The organism is Thioalkalivibrio sp. ALgr3 (assembly GCF_000377325.1).
In the GTDB taxonomy this organism is placed as follows: Bacteria; Pseudomonadota; Gammaproteobacteria; order Ectothiorhodospirales; family Ectothiorhodospiraceae; genus Thioalkalivibrio.
In genome coordinates, this window is sequence record NZ_KB897982.1 from 61,741 (window position 1) to 75,606 (window position 13,866).

Sequence of the window (13,866 nt, forward strand, 5' to 3'; positions counted from 1 at the left end):
CCGACCGTCTCAGAACATCAGGGCTTCGGTAACGATCCGGTCCACCAGTTCGTTGACGTCGCCGAGGGACTCCTGCGAGGCCTCGTCGCCGATCTGCGGCACGCGCTGATAGCTCATGTAGATAGTGCCCGGCTCCGCGGCCAGCTCGTAGATGGCGATGACGTAGGGGCAGAAGGTGATGTTGTGCGGGTCGGCTTCCATGGTCGCCCGCGAATAGGTGGCCGAGCAGAAGTCCACCGAGCGGCCGTTCAGGTAGATGCCCTCGCCGGATTCCTGGCCCGCGGTGCGGTCCAGCATGTCGGCGATGTGGCCGACGTTGTTGATCACCAGCCCCTCCGTTTCGATGGCGAACTCGACCATCTCGAAGTAGTGGTCGAAGTCCCCTTCGACGCTGTAGATCACGCGCTCGTCGCTCTCCTCGACGACCTCATAGGCCAGCGCGGGCAGGGGGAAGGCCAGCGCAGCCGTCAGGGCCAGCGCGGGCAATCCGGCGGTGATACGGCGGGCGGCCTGGCGGGTCTTGTTGCGGAATCCGGACATGGGGTGACTCCTGTGTGGCTCGCGGACAACCGATGGTATCTCTATTCTACGTCAAATGAACTGACCGCCGTCACGCCGGGCGTTCCAGCCGCTGTGCCAGAAGCTCGACTTCCAGGGGCTGTCCGGGGCCCGCTTCCACGGCATGCTCGTCGGCGCCGGGCCATTCCTGGCGCGGGCGCTGCTGCTGCATGACCTCCACGTCGGCATCCGACGCATCCCGGCCCTGCGCGGCGCGGGCCTCCAGGCGTTCGCGCAGCAGGTCCTCGTCGGCGTGGCAGGCGACGACCGCGAAGCCGGCCTCCATGCGCGCGGCAAGATCGCGGAACGGCTCCCGCTGCCCACGTTCGAGAAAGGTCGCGTCGACGATGACGGTATGCCCCAGCTCCAGCAGTTCCCCGGCGCGTTCCAGCAGGTGGTCGTAGATCCGCGTGCGGGCCTCTTCGCTGTAGGAAACGGTATCGGCCATGCGCTTGCGTTCGACGTCGCTGCGCAGACGCACCGCGCCCAGGGCCTGGAGGACGCGGGTGCTGATCACGGTCTTGCCCGACCCGGACACCCCGTGCATCAGGATCAGGCGGGGCCGCCGCGGTTCGGTCAGGCGTTCGGCCAGCGCGAGGTAGCGCCCCATCTCGGCCTGGTGGGCGGCCTTCTCGTCCGAGGGCAGGCTGGGCTCGGCGGCATGGATGCCCTGGACCTTGGCCCGCACCAGCGCCCGATAGACCTGGTACAGCGGCAGCAGGGCCAGGCCGTCGAAATCCTCGCGTTCTTCCAGCCAGGCGTTCAGCAGCCGCCAGGCATGCGCCGGGTGCTCGCGGGCCAGCAGGTCCATGGTGGTGAAGGCGATTTCGGAGATGACATCGATCCAGCGCAGCTCCGGGTCGAACTCGATCGCATCGAAAGCCACCGGGCGCTCGCCGCCGGCATCGTCCCCGGCTTTGATGTAGACCATGTTGCCCAGATGCAGATCGCCGTGGCAGTGACGGACGTGGCCGCCGTCGTGGCGCGCCTGCATCAGCGGGCGCAGGCGGTCCAGTTCCTTCTCGGTCCAGGTCTGCAGGCGCTGCAGCCGCTCGCGTTCGCTGGGCTGCCGGGCGGATTCGAACAGGCCGGGGAAGTTTTCGCGCATCGGCGCGGCCTCGGTCTCGGGGGTGCCGTGGGCGGAATCCGGGCCGGTGCGTTCGACGCTCTCGTGGAAGCGGGCGATATAGCGGCCCAGCTCGTCCATCGCCTCGGGCGGCAGGGCGCCGCGCTCCAGCAGCCGATCGAGCTGGCGTTCGCGGTCGAAGCGGCGCATGCGTACCGCGTATTCCAGTACTTCGCCGGGGCCGTTGATCACCGGGTGTTCGGGATCGCCGTTGATGCTGACGACCTCGTGGTAGATCTCCGGCGCCAGCCGGCGGTTGATCTCGAGCTCCGTCTCGCAGAAATGGCGGCGCGCCTGCAGGGTGGAAAAGTCGAGGAAGCCCAGGTCCAGCGGTTTCTTGAATTTCCACGCCCAGTCCCCGGCCAGGATCACCGTGGAGATGTGCGTTTCGATGCGCCGGATCCGTTCGGCCGGACCGCCATCGGGGAACGCCCCGCTCTCGATCAGCCGGGTGAGAATGCGGTGCTGCTCGTCCAGCGCGGTCATGCGGCCTCCATCAATGTTGCCCCGGGTCAGGTTATCATTGCGCGAGTTGCGGGCGAGATGCCCGTGTTCACCCGTCCCTGTTGCAGACCGCGAGAGCCATGCCGCGTTCCTCCCGCTCCCGATCTTCGCGCAAGCGCCGCCCCGCCGGCGGCTGGCTGCGCCGCGTGCTGCGTGCCGGCACCTGGACCCTGCTCGGCCTGCTGCTGGCCGGTGCCGGCGTGGGTGTGCTGTATGTGCAGAACCTGGATCGCGAGATCCGCGCCCAGTTCGAAGGTCAGCGCTGGGCCCTGCCGGCGCGGGTGTATGCACGGCCGCTGGAGCTGTATCCCGGTCGGCACCTGGACCGCGAGCGCCTGGTGACGGAGCTGGAGGCGCTGAATTACCAGCGAAGCGGCCAGGGCGCCCGGGCCGGGGAATACGCGGTCAACGACGGCACGGTGGCCCTGACCACGCGCCCGTTCACCTTTGGCGACGGGCCCGAGCCGGCGCGTTCCGTGCGGGTGCAGATGGACCGTGGCCATGTGCGCTCGATCACGGATCGCGAGACGGGCGACGCGGTCGACCTGATGCGGGTGGAGCCGCTGCTGATCGGCAGCATCTACCCGACGCACGGGGAAGACCGCGTGGTGGTGGATCTTGACGAGGTCCCGCCGGCGCTGATCGGTGCCCTGATCGCGATCGAGGACCGGCGTTTCATGTCACATCGCGGGGTGGACCCGGCCGGCATCGCCCGCGCGGCCTGGGCCAATCTGCGCGCCGGCCGCACGGTGCAGGGAGGCAGTACGCTGACCCAGCAGCTGGTCAAGAACTTCTACCTCACCCGCGAACAGACCCTGTCGCGCAAGCTGAACGAGGCGGTGATGGCCCTGATCCTGGAGCATCGCTACTCCAAGGAAGCCATCCTCGAGGCCTATGTCAACGAGGTGTTTCTCGGGCAGGCCGGCGAACGTGCCATCCATGGTTTCGGGCAGGCGGCCCGGTTCTATTACCAGCGCCCGCTGAACGAACTGCGCCTGGATCAGCTGGCCCTGCTGGTGGGGCTGGCGCGCGGGGCCAGCTACTACGACCCGCGCCGCCATCCGGAGCGGGCCCGGGCGCGGCGCGACCGCGTGCTGAACGCGATGCACGAGACGGGCCTGGCGGACGCGGACACCGTGGCGACGGCCCGTGGCATGCCACTGGATGTCTCGCCGGCGATGCCCGGCGGCAGTCGCTTCCCCGCATTCCTCGATCTGGTGCGCCGCGAGCTGCGCGCCGAATACGCCGACGAGGACCTGCGCTCCGACGGGCTGCGGATCTTTACCTCGCTGGACCCGGTGATTCAGCTGGCGGTGGAGGAGCGCGTGCGCGAAGAGGTGGCGGCGGTGGCCCCGCGGGCCGGCGAACATGCGGAGGATCTGCAGGCCGCCGCGGTGGTGACCGATGCGCGCTCCGGCGAGGTGCTGGCACTGGTCGGGGACCGCAACCCGGCGTATCCGGGTTTCAACCGGGCGGTGGAGGCGCGCCGCCAGATCGGTTCGCTGGTCAAGCCGTTCGTCTACCTCGCGGCGCTGACCAACCCCCGGCGCTACACCCTGGCGAGCCTGCTGGAGGACCGGCCGGTGACCCTGCAGCTGGCGCACGGGGAACCCTGGACCCCGCGCAATTTCGACCGTGAACATCGGGGCGAGGTCACGGCCTGGGAGGCGCTGGTCCAGTCCTACAACGTGCCCACGGTGCGCCTGGCCGATCGTATGGGAGTCTCCCAGCTGGTGGAGATCCTGCAGACCTTCGGGCTGCAGGCTACCCCGGCTCCCAACCCCTCGCTGGCGCTGGGCGCACTGGAGCTGTCCCCGCTGCAGGTGGCGGGGCTTTATCAGGGGCTGGCCAGCGGCGGTTATGCCACGGGCACGCGCGCGATCCGCGACGTCCTGGATGCCGACGACGAGGTCCTGTCGCACTACGGGCTGGAACTGCGCGGCGCGGTGCCGGACGGCGCCGTGCGTCTGCTCGGCGAGGCCCTGCATGACGTGACGGTGGACGGCACCGGTCGCGTGATTGGTCAGCGCCTGCCGCAGCGCCGCCTGGCGGGCAAGACCGGGACCACCAACGATTTTCGTGATGCCTGGTTCGCCGGGTACGACGATCGCCACGTGGGCGTGGTCTGGCTGGGCATGGACGACAATCGGGCGACCGGCCTGACCGGTGGTTCCGGGGCGGCGCCGGTCTGGGCCGGCATCATGGGGGAGCTGCCGGGTGGATCGATCGAGCACGGTCGGCATCCTTCCATCGAATATCACGAGATCGACCTGGAGTCCGGGGCACGGATCGTGGACGGGGATCACGCCTGCGAACGCGTCAGGCGCCTGCCGTTCTGGCAGAATTCGGCCCCCGAGGCGGTGGCCGAGTGCGAAGGCGAGGCGGACGGCGACGCCGGCGGCTGGTTCGGCCGCATGTTCCGCAACCAGGATTGAGCGGGTATATCCGATGATGATGAAACTGCGACAAGGCGAACTTTCCGTGCACCGCACCCCGCGCGCGCTGCGGCTGCTGGGCGGTTGTGCCGTGTTCGCGATCCTGGCCGGCTGTGCGACCCCGGAGCCACGGCCCGCGCCGGAGGAACCCGCGACCGATGTGCCCGAACCCGAGGTCCTGGAGGTCGAGCCCGGGGCGGCCGAGGACCCGGAGCTGGCGGCCGGGGTGGACAGCGCCGCATCGGGGCTGGCGCAGCGCGCCGAGCAGGCGCGCGCGGATGCCGATCTGGCGCGCGCCGGCCAGTTGCTGGAGCGGGCCCTGCGCATCGCGCCGCGGGATGCCCGGCTGTGGCAGCGCCTGGCTGTGGTGCGACTGGAACAGCGTGACTTCGATCAGGCCGAGCGGCTGGCGCAGCGTTCGCTGGGCATGGCCGGGAACGACCGTGACCTGCAACGGGAGAACTGGACCGTGATCCTGCAGGCCCGCGAGGGCCGGGACGATACGCAGGGCGCGCGCGAGGCGCGCGAAGCCCTGCGCGCGCTCGGGGGCGAACGTGTCTGAGTCCGCCGCTTCGCCGGCCGTGCGGGCCCTGAGCCCGGGCGGCGATATTGCCGAGGCGGTCCCCGGGTTCCGGCCGCGCGAACCCCAGCAGGCGATGGCCGCGGCGGTGGAGGAAGGCGTGGCCACCGCGCCATCGGCCCTGCTGGTGGAGGCCGCCACCGGGGTCGGCAAGACCTATGCCTATCTGGTCCCGGTCCTGCAGCGGCGCAAGCGGGCGCTGATCTCCACCGGCACCAAGACCCTGCAGGACCAGCTCTACCATCGGGACCTCCCGGTGGTCTGCGGCGCGCTGGGCTATCAGCCGAAGACCGCGCTGCTCAAGGGGCGCTCGAACTACCTGTGCCACTACCGGCTGGAGGTCGCCGAGGCCGAGGCGTCCGGGGCCACCGGCGCCGGCGCGCGGGCCGAGCGCCTGCATACCCTGCAGGAGCTGCAGGCCATGGCGCGTACCGACGACAGCGGGGATCTCAGCCAGTCCGGCCTGCTGGCCGAGGACTCGCCGCTGTGGCCGCAGGTGACCTCGACCGTGGACAACTGCCTGGGCAACGAATGCCCGCATCTGGATGACTGCTTCGTGGTGCGTGCGCGGCGCCGCGCGCAGGAGGCGGATGTCATCGTGGTCAACCACCACCTGCTGCTGGCGGACATGGCGCTGAAGGAAGAGGGCTTCGCCGAGCTGCTGCCCGAGGTCGATGCGGTAATCGTCGACGAGGCGCATCAGCTGCCCGAGATCGCCGGGGCGTTCTTCGGCGTGGCCCTCAGCACCCGGGCCCTGCGCGAACTGGCGCGCGACACGCGCCGCGAGCAGGAGCAGCATGCCCCGGAGATGACCGACATGCGCCAGCGCGTGGCCGAGGTGGAGGCCGCGGCGGGCGGGCTGCTCGAGGTGACCGAGGGGCACGAAGGGCGCGCCAGTCTGGAGGATGCCGACCCCGAGGGCGCGCTGGGCCCGAAGCTGGACGCCCTGGACGACGCGCTGCGCTGGCTGCACGACGCCCTCCAGGTCGCGGCGCCGCGGGCGCCCGGACTGGAACAGCTGCGCGCGCGCTGCGAGCTGCTGCGCGAGCGGCTGTCGGCGTGGCGCGAGGATACCGAAGACACCGTCGCCTGGCTGGAGCGTTTCCGCCAGAGCCTGACCCTGCATCGCACCCCGCTGGATGCCGCACGCCCGCTGGCGCAGCGGCGCGCGGCGCGCCCGGCGGCCTGGATCTTTACCTCGGCGACCCTGGCGGTGGGCGAGGACTTCACCCACGCGGCGCGCCGCCTGGGGCTGCCCGGAGACGTCGCCACCGCGCGTCTGGACAGCCCGTTCGACTTCGCGCGTCAGGCCTGCCTGCTGCGCCCGGATCCGCCGCTGCCGGACCCCAACGCGCCGGATTACACCCGTGCCTGCCTGCGCTGGGCCTGGCCGCTGTTGAAGGACGGACCGGGTGGCGGATTTTTCCTGTTCACCAGCCATCGCGCGCTGCAGGAGGCCGCGATCCTGCTGCGCGAGCATCTGCCGGAGGACCGCGAACTGCTGGTGCAGGGAGAGCAGTCGCGTGGCGAGCTGCTGGAGCGTTTCCGCGCCGCCGAACGGCCCTGGCTGCTGGGCGCGCACAGTTTCTGGGAAGGTGTCGACATCCGCGGGACCGGGCTGTCGGTGGTGGTGATCGACCGCCTGCCGTTCGCCGCGCCCAACGATCCCGTGCTGCAGGCCCGCGCCGCGGCGCTGGAAGCCGAGGGCCGGCACCCGTTCATGGAGTTCAGCCTGCCGCAGGCGGTGCTGGCGCTGAAGCAGGGCGCCGGCCGTCTGATCCGCGACGGTTCGGACACCGGCATCCTCGCGCTGTGCGATCCGCGCATCGACGGCAAGCCCTACGGCAAGCGCTTTCTCAACAGCCTGCCGCCATTCCACGAGGCGACCCGCCCGCGGGCGGCGCTGGACTTTCTGCAACAGGCCCGGGAGCGCCACGCATGCGCCTGATCGCCATCGACACCGCCACCGAACGCTGTTCCGCCGCCCTGTGGGTGGACGGCGAACTGTACTCGCTGTCGGAGCGGGCACCGCAGCGTCACGGTGACCTGATCCTGGGGCAGGTCGAGACCCTGCTGGCGGAGGCCGGGATCGACCGCCATTCGCTGGATGCGGTGGCGGTGGGACGCGGTCCGGGGGCCTTCACCGGGGTGCGGCTGGGGCTGGGGGTGGCGCAGGGCCTGGCGTTCGCCCTGGATTGCCCGGTGGTCCCGGTGTCGTCGTTGCAGGTGCTGGCCCAGCAGGGCCTGCGGCTGGCGCCGGAGCCGGCCCCGGCGGCGGTGCTGGCGGCGCTGGACGCGCGCATGGGCGAGGTCTACTGGAGCCTGTGCCCGGTGGCGGGGGAGCGGGTCCTGCCGGCGCCGGAGGCCGTGGCGCCGCCGGAGGCGGTGGTGCCGCAGTGGCCGGCGGGCGAACGTCTGGGGCTGGGGACCGGCTTTCGTGCCTTCCCCGAACTCGCTGGTCAATGCGGACTGCCTGCGGAGCGCGTGGACCCCGATGCCCTGCCGGACGCCTTTGACCTGGCCCTGCTGGCGGTGGACGCGCGGGAACGCGGCGAGGGGGTGGATCCGGCCGATGCGCAGCCGGTCTATCTGCGTGACGACGTGGCACGTCCGGCGGCGACCCCGTGAGCGCGCCCGGGAATGCCCCGGTGTGGCCCTGGGAGCCCCCGCTACAGGGCCGGCTGAAGGCGAGTGCGGAGGATTTCCGGGTGGAGGAGCTTCCGGCCACCCTGCCGGACGGCACGGGCGAACACCTGTGGCTGGAGATCGAAAAGCGCGGTCTGAACACCGAGGACGTGGCCGTGTGGATCGCGCGGTCCGCGGGTGTGGGCCGCGGCGCGGTCAGCTACGCCGGGCGCAAGGATCGTCATGCCGTGACCCGGCAGTGGTTCAGCGTGGCCTGCGCGCCGGAAGTCGATCCGGGGTCATGGACGGTGCCGGAACCCGGCGAGGCGATCGCCGCGGACGCCTGGCTGCGCATCTGCCGCCACGACCGGCATGCGCGCAAGCTGCGCACCGGGCACCTGGCGGGTAATCGCTTCACCCTGCGCCTGCGCGAGCTGGAGGGCGATGGCGACATCGCCGAGCAGGTGCTGGAACGGATCCGCGCCGGCGGCGTGCCGGCGTATTTCGGCGAACAGCGCTTCGGGCATGCCAACCGCGAGCGGGCGTACGCCTGGCTGGGTGGCGGTCGGCGTCCGCGCGGGCGTAATCAGCGCAGCCTGCTGCTGTCCGCAGCGCGGGCGGAGCTGTTCAACGCGGTACTGGCCGAGCGCGTGCGCCGTGGCGACTGGGACCGCATCCTGCCGGGCGAGCGGGTCAACCTCGACGGCAGCGGCAGTGTGTTCACCGCGGATACGGTGGATGCGGAGCTGGAGGCGCGCGCCGCGCGGCTCGACGTGCATCCCACCGGGCCGCTGTGGGGGCGCGGGGATCCGGGCACCGGGGGCGAGGTGCGCGAGCTGGAAGATGCGGTTGCCGCCCAGCACGAGGTGCTGGCCCGTGGCCTGGAGGCCGAGGGTCTGAAGGCCGCGCGCCGGGCGTTGCGTCTGGTGCCGCGATCCATGGAGTGGGAATGGGAGACGTCGCGGGTGCTGCGTCTGCAGCTGGAACTGGGCCCGGGAGAATATGCCACGAGTGTGGCGGAGGCCCTGATGCGCACGTCGGCCGGGGACTGACCCCCGGATCACTCCGGGGTTGCTGGCGGGTCAGCCGGAGCCGGCCAGCTGACGCTCCGCACGTTCGGCGCGTTCTTCGGCCTCGACGCGCGCGGTGATGTCCTTCTGGATCCCGATGTAGTAGGTCAGCCGGTCTTCGTCGTTGAAGATGGGCGTCAGCGACAGCTCGTTCCAGAACAGCGAGCCGTCCTTGCGATAGTTGCGCAGGGTCACGCGGCAGGGGCGATCCTCGTCCAGCGCGGCGCGGATTTCGCGCACGGCATCCTGGTCGCTGTCGTCGTTCTGCAGAAAACGGCAATCGCGGTAGAGGATCTCCTCGGAACGATACCCGGTGAGCTCCTCGAACGCGCGATTCACGTAGATCAGGATATTGTCGTTGCCTTCGCGTTCGGCAATCACCACCCCGTCGTTGGAGGCGTCGACCGCGAGGGCGAGCAGCTCGGCATCAATGGTTCGCGTCATGTCTTCGGTTCGATAGGTTCCATCCGTCAACTTTACAGATTGTCATAAAGCCGCTTGTCTGTCCCTTTGTCCCTGCCGGAATTCGGTTTGTTCAATCGTCCTGCCGGGGGGCTGTTGGAGTAGAGCGCAAAAAGAAAGGGCCGCACCATCGCTGATGCGGCCCTTCTCGTATCGCCATTCCCGGAGAGCGTTACATCTCCTGGGTGATGGTGAATGCCCCGCGCACCTGCCCGGCCTGGTAGCCGGTGGCCTCGTCTTCCGGATAGAGACGTTCCAGCGCGTGCTTGATGTCGGAATCGATGTCCTCGCCGTGGCAGGCCAGGCACTGGCCGCCGGTCGGGATCGCTGCCATGAACCGGAACCGCGCGCCATCCTCGGTCTGGATCACTTCGTGCGTCGGGGCGACTTCGTCGGCCGGGGTGCCGGCAGCGACTTCGGCGTCAAAGCTTTCCAGCACCGCGCGCTCCCACTCGTCCGGGGCGTTGTCGGGGTTGCGCAGCTTGAGGCTGGTGCGCCCGACGTCCCAGCCGGTGTCGGCGGAGATGTCCGCGGCGATCTCCGGGGCCACCTCGTTGCAGACCTGGATGGCCTCGGTGGGGCCGCCGGTTTCCATCGCGCTCATCAGTTCGCCCTGCAGGGTGCTGGCGAATTGCTGGATGGCCTCACGGCTCTCCATGGCGCGCTGTTCGATTTCCTCTTCGCTGACCTCGGTGGCTGCCGGTTCTTCGGCGGTCGTGGTCGCCTCGTTGTTGGAGCAGCCTGCGGCGAGGGCCGCGATGCCGAGGGCGATGGGGGCAAGTTTCCAGTGATTCATGAGCAGGACCTCTTCGTCGCAGTTTCCGTTGCCTTTGGATGCATTCATTGTACAAGGCTTGTACAGGATGGTCTCGCAGCCGGTGCGGGATTGCAACCCGGGCGGCATGCGGCTGCGGCAATCCGCTGATAACGGTCAAGGTAACTCTGGACTTGATCTAAATCAACACGCCGTTCAGTGCTAATGTTCGCGGGCGATACCGGTGTCACTCAGGACGAATCCCGGCGTTTCTTGAGCAGGACGTACACGGCCCCGGTGCCACCGTCCGCGGGACGTGCCGAGCAGAACGCGAGCACGTCGTCGCGTTGGCGCAGCCAGTGGTCGGTCAGCCCCTTCAGGACCGGGCCCCGCGGGCTCGAGCGCTGGCCCTTGCCGTGGATGATGCGCACGCACAGGCGGTCATCCGCGCGCGCCTCGTCAATGAAACCGGCCACCGCCTGGCGGGCCTCGTCGGCGAACAGGCCGTGCAGGTCCAGTTCGTCCTGAATCCGGTAATGGCCGCCGCGCAGCTTGCGGAACACCCGCTGGCTGATGCCCGCGCGGCTGAAACGCAGCTCGTCGCCGGGCTGGAGGTCGCCGAATTCCAGCGGGTCGCTCATCCAGTCGAGCCGGGCCTGTTCCTCGTCACGGTCGCGCTGGGCCGCGCGGGCGGGCGGGCGCGGCGTATCCTTCTCCGCGCGGTCGCTGTGAATCCGGCGCACCGGGCCCACCGCACGCAGAAACTCGTCGAAATCGCTGGGACCGTCCCCGGAATTCATGGCAGGATACTCGCTTTCCGAGGCTCCGGCACAGGCAGGAAACTGCATGTCCCGAAGCCGTTTCCAGTATATTGAAGACCCTTTTAAAGCCTCCGGCTCCCGAATGCGCATTCTGGTCAGTAACGACGATGGAATCCATGCCCCCGGCATCCAGTGCCTGGCCGGCCACCTGCGAACGGTGGCCGAGGTCCGGGTAGTGGCACCGGACCGCGACCGCAGCGGCGCCAGCAACAGCCTGACGCTGGTGCGGCCGCTGCACGCCCGATCGGTGGGCGACGCCGGTGTGCAGGTCGATGGTACACCCACCGACTGCGTGCATCTGGCGCTGACGGGGTTGCTGGAGGAGGAGCCGGATCTGGTGATCTCCGGCATCAATGCCGGGGCCAACATGGGCGACGACGTGCTGTACTCCGGGACCGTGGCCGCGGCCATGGAGGGTCGCTTCCTTGGCCTGCCATCGATCGCGGTGTCGCTGGTGGGGACCGACCTGCGGCATTACGACACCGCGGCGCGCGTGGTGCTGGATCTGCTGGATCGGCTGCGGCAGGTCCCGCTGCCGGCGGCGACCATCCTCAACGTGAACGTCCCGGATATTCCGTTCGAGTCGATCCAGGGCGTGCAGACCACCCGCCTGGGGAACCGCCATCGCGCCGAACCCATGGTCGCCGACCAGGATCCGCGCGGGCGGGAGATCTACTGGGTGGGTCCCGCAGGGCCGGAGCAGGATGCCGGTCCCGGGACCGATTTTCATGCCGTGCGCGAGGGCTACGTCTCGATCACGCCGATCCAGGTGGACCTCACTCGTTACGACGCGATCGACACCGTCGGGCGCTGGCTGGAGGGTGCCGCGCCGGGGGATCACCACCAGGGAGGTACACCATGGTGAGCGACGCCTCGGGTGCCGGGCTGACCTCGGGGCGGGCGCGCGACCGCCTGGTCCGGATCCTCGAGCAGCAGGGTATCCGCGATCCGCGGGTGCTGGAGGCCATCCGCAGCGTGCCCCGGCACCTGTTCGTGGAGGACGCGCTGAGCCACCGCGCCTACGAGAACATCGCGCTGCCCATCGGGCACCGCCAGACCATCTCCCAGCCGTTCATCGTCGCCCGCATGACCGAGGCCCTGCTGGAGGGCGGGCCGGTGAGCACCGTGCTCGAGATCGGCACGGGTTCCGGTTATCAGGCGGCGGTGCTGGCGCAGATCGTCGACCGGGTGTACTCGATCGAGCGGATTCAGGCGCTGACCCGCAGCGCGCGCGAGCTGCTCAGCCGGCTGGGCATCAACAACGTGAACCTGCGCCACGGCGACGGGGCGGAGGGCTGGCCCGAGCGCGCACCGTTTGACGGGATCATTCTCACCGCGGCTCCGCGTGAGGTGCCCGAGACTCTGCTCACCCAGCTGGCTCCCGGCGGGCGTCTGGTGGCCCCGGTGGAGAGCGCGGACGGTCGTCAGCATCTGGTCCGCTATACGCGCACCGAGGATGCGTTCGTCCGGGACGTCCTCGACGGGGTGATGTTCGTGCCCATGCTCCCGGGTGCGGAGCAGTAGCGACGTGTCCGGATTCGCGCCGCGATGAAACTGTTCGAGCCGGTCTACGATCGGGTGATGGGATGGTCCCGTCACCGCTATGCGCCTCGCTACCTGGCCGGTCTCTCCCTGGTGGAGTCGTTCGTGCTGCCGTTCCCGCCGCCGGATGTCATGCTTGCGCCCATGGCGGCCGCGTCGCCGGCGCGGGCATGGTATCTGGCCGCCCTGACCACGGTTGCCTCGGTGATCGGCGGGGTGCTGGGTTACCTCGCCGGCTGGCTGGCGTTCGAGTCGCTGGGCCCGTGGCTGCGGGACATCGGCTACGCCGCGGAGCTCGCGCAGGCCGAGGACTGGTTCGCCACCTGGGGGGTGTGGGTGGTGCTGGTGGCGGGGTTCTCGCCGCTTCCCTACAAGCTCTTCACCATCACCGCCGGGGCCCTGGCCATGGCGTGGCTGCCGTTCGTGCTCGCCTCGCTGCTGGGGCGCGGTGCGCGTTTCTTTCTGGTGGCCCTGTTCATGGCCTGGGCGGGGCCGCGCGCCGAGCGCCATCTGCGCCCCTACATGGAACGCATCGGCTGGGCCGGGATCGGCGTGCTCGCGGTGGCCATCGCGGTGTATCTGGCCCTGGAGTGAGCATGCACGAGGGGGTGCTGCGCGGCCTGATTTTCGTGTTGCTGGCGGCCCTGCTGGCGGCGGCCGTGAGCGGATGTGCGCTGCGCACGCCGGGCGATTCCCGGGTTCCCGATACGCATACCGTGTCGCGCGGTGAAACCCTGTACAGCATTGCCAGCCGCTACGGGCTGGAGTGGCGGGCGGTGGCACGACGCAACGCGATCGGTGCGCCCTATGTCATTCATCCCGGCCAGCGCCTGCGCCTGACCGGTCCGGCGCGTTCGTCGCCGCCCCCGGTGCCATCGCGCGAAACGGCGAGCGGATCCGGGGCTTCATCGAGCGAGCGGGAGCACTCTTCCGGCACCGGTGACGAGCCTGCGTCCGCCCCGGAACCCGAGCCGGAACCCGAGCCGCCGCCGGCCCCGAGCGGTGACGGCGAATGGGTGTGGCCGGCCGATGGTGACGTGGTGCGTGCCTTCTCCGACAGCTCCAGCACCCGACGAGGGCTGGGTATCGGTGGCGAGCCGGGGGATCCGGTGCGGGCCGCGCGCAGCGGCGAGGTCGTCTATGCAGGTGGCGGTCTGGTGGGGTATGGTCGTCTGATCATCGTGCGTCACGACGAGCGTTTTCTGTCGGCCTACGGACACAACGACGAGCTGCTGGTCGAAGAAGGCGACACGGTGGAAGGCGGCGATCCGATCGCGCGCCTGGGTGCATCGGGGACGGACCGGCCGATGTTGCATTTCGAGATCCGCGTGGACGGCTCGCCGGTTGACCCGGCGGGCTACCTTCCGGATCGTTGAACCGAGCAATCGA

At 69.9% G+C, this 13,866-nt stretch carries 14 protein-coding genes; 9 read left to right on the forward strand and 5 right to left on the reverse strand.

Features of this window, described 5'->3' with window-relative positions; all coding sequences use genetic code 11:
• Positions 1–9: 9 nt before the first annotated feature.
• Together C998_RS0109125 and C998_RS0109130 are read right to left on the reverse strand one after the other, a co-directional pair.
• Complete coding sequence (locus tag C998_RS0109125) at positions 10–540, reverse strand: hypothetical protein (protein ID WP_018870560.1); 531 nt, start codon at positions 538–540, stop codon at positions 10–12.
• Positions 541–610: 70 nt separating this feature from the next.
• Positions 611–2,170 (reverse strand): bifunctional aminoglycoside phosphotransferase/ATP-binding protein, encoded by a 1,560-nt coding sequence (locus tag C998_RS0109130; protein ID WP_018870561.1) that lies wholly within the window; start codon positions 2,168–2,170, stop codon positions 611–613.
• A gap of 98 nt (positions 2,171–2,268) precedes the next feature.
• On the opposite strand from C998_RS0109130, the gene mrcB reads away from it, so the two are divergent.
• From mrcB to truD, 5 genes are read left to right on the forward strand one after another with little or no spacing between them, the layout of a single operon-like run.
• Positions 2,269–4,623 (forward strand): penicillin-binding protein 1B, encoded by a 2,355-nt coding sequence (gene mrcB, locus C998_RS0109135; protein ID WP_018870562.1) that lies wholly within the window; start codon positions 2,269–2,271, stop codon positions 4,621–4,623.
• Positions 4,624–4,636: 13 nt separating this feature from the next.
• Positions 4,637–5,185: a tetratricopeptide repeat protein gene (locus tag C998_RS0109140; protein WP_018870563.1), complete on the forward strand. Its 549-nt coding sequence runs from the start codon at positions 4,637–4,639 to the stop codon at positions 5,183–5,185.
• The gene (locus tag C998_RS0109145) at positions 5,178–7,151 is read left to right on the forward strand and encodes an ATP-dependent DNA helicase (RefSeq protein WP_026279556.1); all 1,974 of its coding nucleotides are present in this window, start codon (positions 5,178–5,180) and stop codon (positions 7,149–7,151) included. Before C998_RS0109140 ends, C998_RS0109145 begins: the two co-directional genes overlap by 8 nt.
• Positions 7,142–7,831, forward strand: coding sequence for a tRNA (adenosine(37)-N6)-threonylcarbamoyltransferase complex dimerization subunit type 1 TsaB (gene tsaB, locus C998_RS0109150; RefSeq protein ID WP_018870565.1), 690 nt, complete (start codon positions 7,142–7,144; stop codon positions 7,829–7,831). Before C998_RS0109145 ends, tsaB begins: the two co-directional genes overlap by 10 nt.
• A 20-nt stretch (positions 7,832–7,851) precedes the next feature.
• Complete coding sequence (gene truD, locus C998_RS0109155) at positions 7,852–8,880, forward strand: tRNA pseudouridine(13) synthase TruD (RefSeq protein WP_018870566.1); 1,029 nt, start codon at positions 7,852–7,854, stop codon at positions 8,878–8,880.
• 30 nt (positions 8,881–8,910) lie between these two features.
• Here truD and C998_RS0109160 read toward each other — a convergent pair whose 3' ends face one another.
• From C998_RS0109160 to C998_RS0109170, 3 genes are all read right to left on the reverse strand, one after another.
• A complete protein-coding gene (locus tag C998_RS0109160; RefSeq protein ID WP_018870567.1) occupies positions 8,911–9,342 on the reverse strand; it encodes a PAS sensor domain-containing protein in 432 nt (143 codons plus the stop codon).
• Between the two features lie 190 nt (positions 9,343–9,532).
• Positions 9,533–10,156, reverse strand: a complete 624-nt coding sequence (locus C998_RS0109165) for a DUF3365 domain-containing protein (protein WP_019591621.1) — start codon at positions 10,154–10,156, stop codon at positions 9,533–9,535.
• Between the two features lie 209 nt (positions 10,157–10,365).
• Positions 10,366–10,914 carry a Smr/MutS family protein gene (locus tag C998_RS0109170; protein WP_018870569.1) on the reverse strand — a complete coding sequence of 183 codons (549 nt, stop codon included), beginning with the start codon at positions 10,912–10,914 and terminating at the stop codon, positions 10,366–10,368.
• 103 nt (positions 10,915–11,017) lie between these two features.
• Here C998_RS0109170 and surE point away from each other — a divergent pair, with 103 nt between their 5' ends.
• From surE to C998_RS0109190, 4 genes are read left to right on the forward strand one after another with little or no spacing between them, the layout of a single operon-like run.
• Positions 11,018–11,800: a 5'/3'-nucleotidase SurE gene (surE, locus tag C998_RS0109175; RefSeq protein WP_018870570.1), complete on the forward strand. Its 783-nt coding sequence runs from the start codon at positions 11,018–11,020 to the stop codon at positions 11,798–11,800.
• Entirely contained in the window at positions 11,794–12,459 is a 666-nt protein-coding gene (locus C998_RS0109180; protein ID WP_018870571.1) for a protein-L-isoaspartate(D-aspartate) O-methyltransferase, read from the forward strand. Before surE ends, C998_RS0109180 begins: the two co-directional genes overlap by 7 nt.
• Before the next feature lie 24 nt (positions 12,460–12,483).
• Entirely contained in the window at positions 12,484–13,071 is a 588-nt protein-coding gene (locus tag C998_RS0109185; RefSeq protein ID WP_018870572.1) for a YqaA family protein, read from the forward strand.
• 2 nt (positions 13,072–13,073) lie between these two features.
• Positions 13,074–13,853: a peptidoglycan DD-metalloendopeptidase family protein gene (locus tag C998_RS0109190; protein WP_018870573.1), complete on the forward strand. Its 780-nt coding sequence runs from the start codon at positions 13,074–13,076 to the stop codon at positions 13,851–13,853.
• The last annotated feature ends 13 nt before the right edge of the window (positions 13,854–13,866 follow it).

Excerpts from the sequence above, each read along its gene's own strand:
- C998_RS0109180 (WP_018870571.1), top strand. The coding sequence starts at position 11,794 with ATGGTGAGCGACGCCTCGGGTGCCGGGCTGACCTCGGGGCGGGCGCGC.
- mrcB (WP_018870562.1), top strand. The coding sequence starts at position 2,269 with ATGCCGCGTTCCTCCCGCTCCCGATCTTCGCGCAAGCGCCGCCCCGCC.
- C998_RS0109165 (WP_019591621.1), bottom strand. The coding sequence starts at position 10,156 with ATGAATCACTGGAAACTTGCCCCCATCGCCCTCGGCATCGCGGCCCTC.
- C998_RS0109160 (WP_018870567.1), bottom strand. The coding sequence starts at position 9,342 with ATGACGCGAACCATTGATGCCGAGCTGCTCGCCCTCGCGGTCGACGCC.
- C998_RS0109185 (WP_018870572.1), top strand. The coding sequence starts at position 12,484 with ATGAAACTGTTCGAGCCGGTCTACGATCGGGTGATGGGATGGTCCCGT.
- C998_RS0109130 (WP_018870561.1), bottom strand. The coding sequence starts at position 2,170 with ATGACCGCGCTGGACGAGCAGCACCGCATTCTCACCCGGCTGATCGAG.
- surE (WP_018870570.1), top strand. The coding sequence starts at position 11,018 with ATGCGCATTCTGGTCAGTAACGACGATGGAATCCATGCCCCCGGCATC.
- C998_RS0109140 (WP_018870563.1), top strand. The coding sequence starts at position 4,637 with ATGATGATGAAACTGCGACAAGGCGAACTTTCCGTGCACCGCACCCCG.
- tsaB (WP_018870565.1), top strand. The coding sequence starts at position 7,142 with ATGCGCCTGATCGCCATCGACACCGCCACCGAACGCTGTTCCGCCGCC.
- C998_RS0109190 (WP_018870573.1), top strand. The coding sequence starts at position 13,074 with ATGCACGAGGGGGTGCTGCGCGGCCTGATTTTCGTGTTGCTGGCGGCC.
- C998_RS0109125 (WP_018870560.1), bottom strand. The coding sequence starts at position 540 with ATGTCCGGATTCCGCAACAAGACCCGCCAGGCCGCCCGCCGTATCACC.
- C998_RS0109170 (WP_018870569.1), bottom strand. The coding sequence starts at position 10,914 with ATGAATTCCGGGGACGGTCCCAGCGATTTCGACGAGTTTCTGCGTGCG.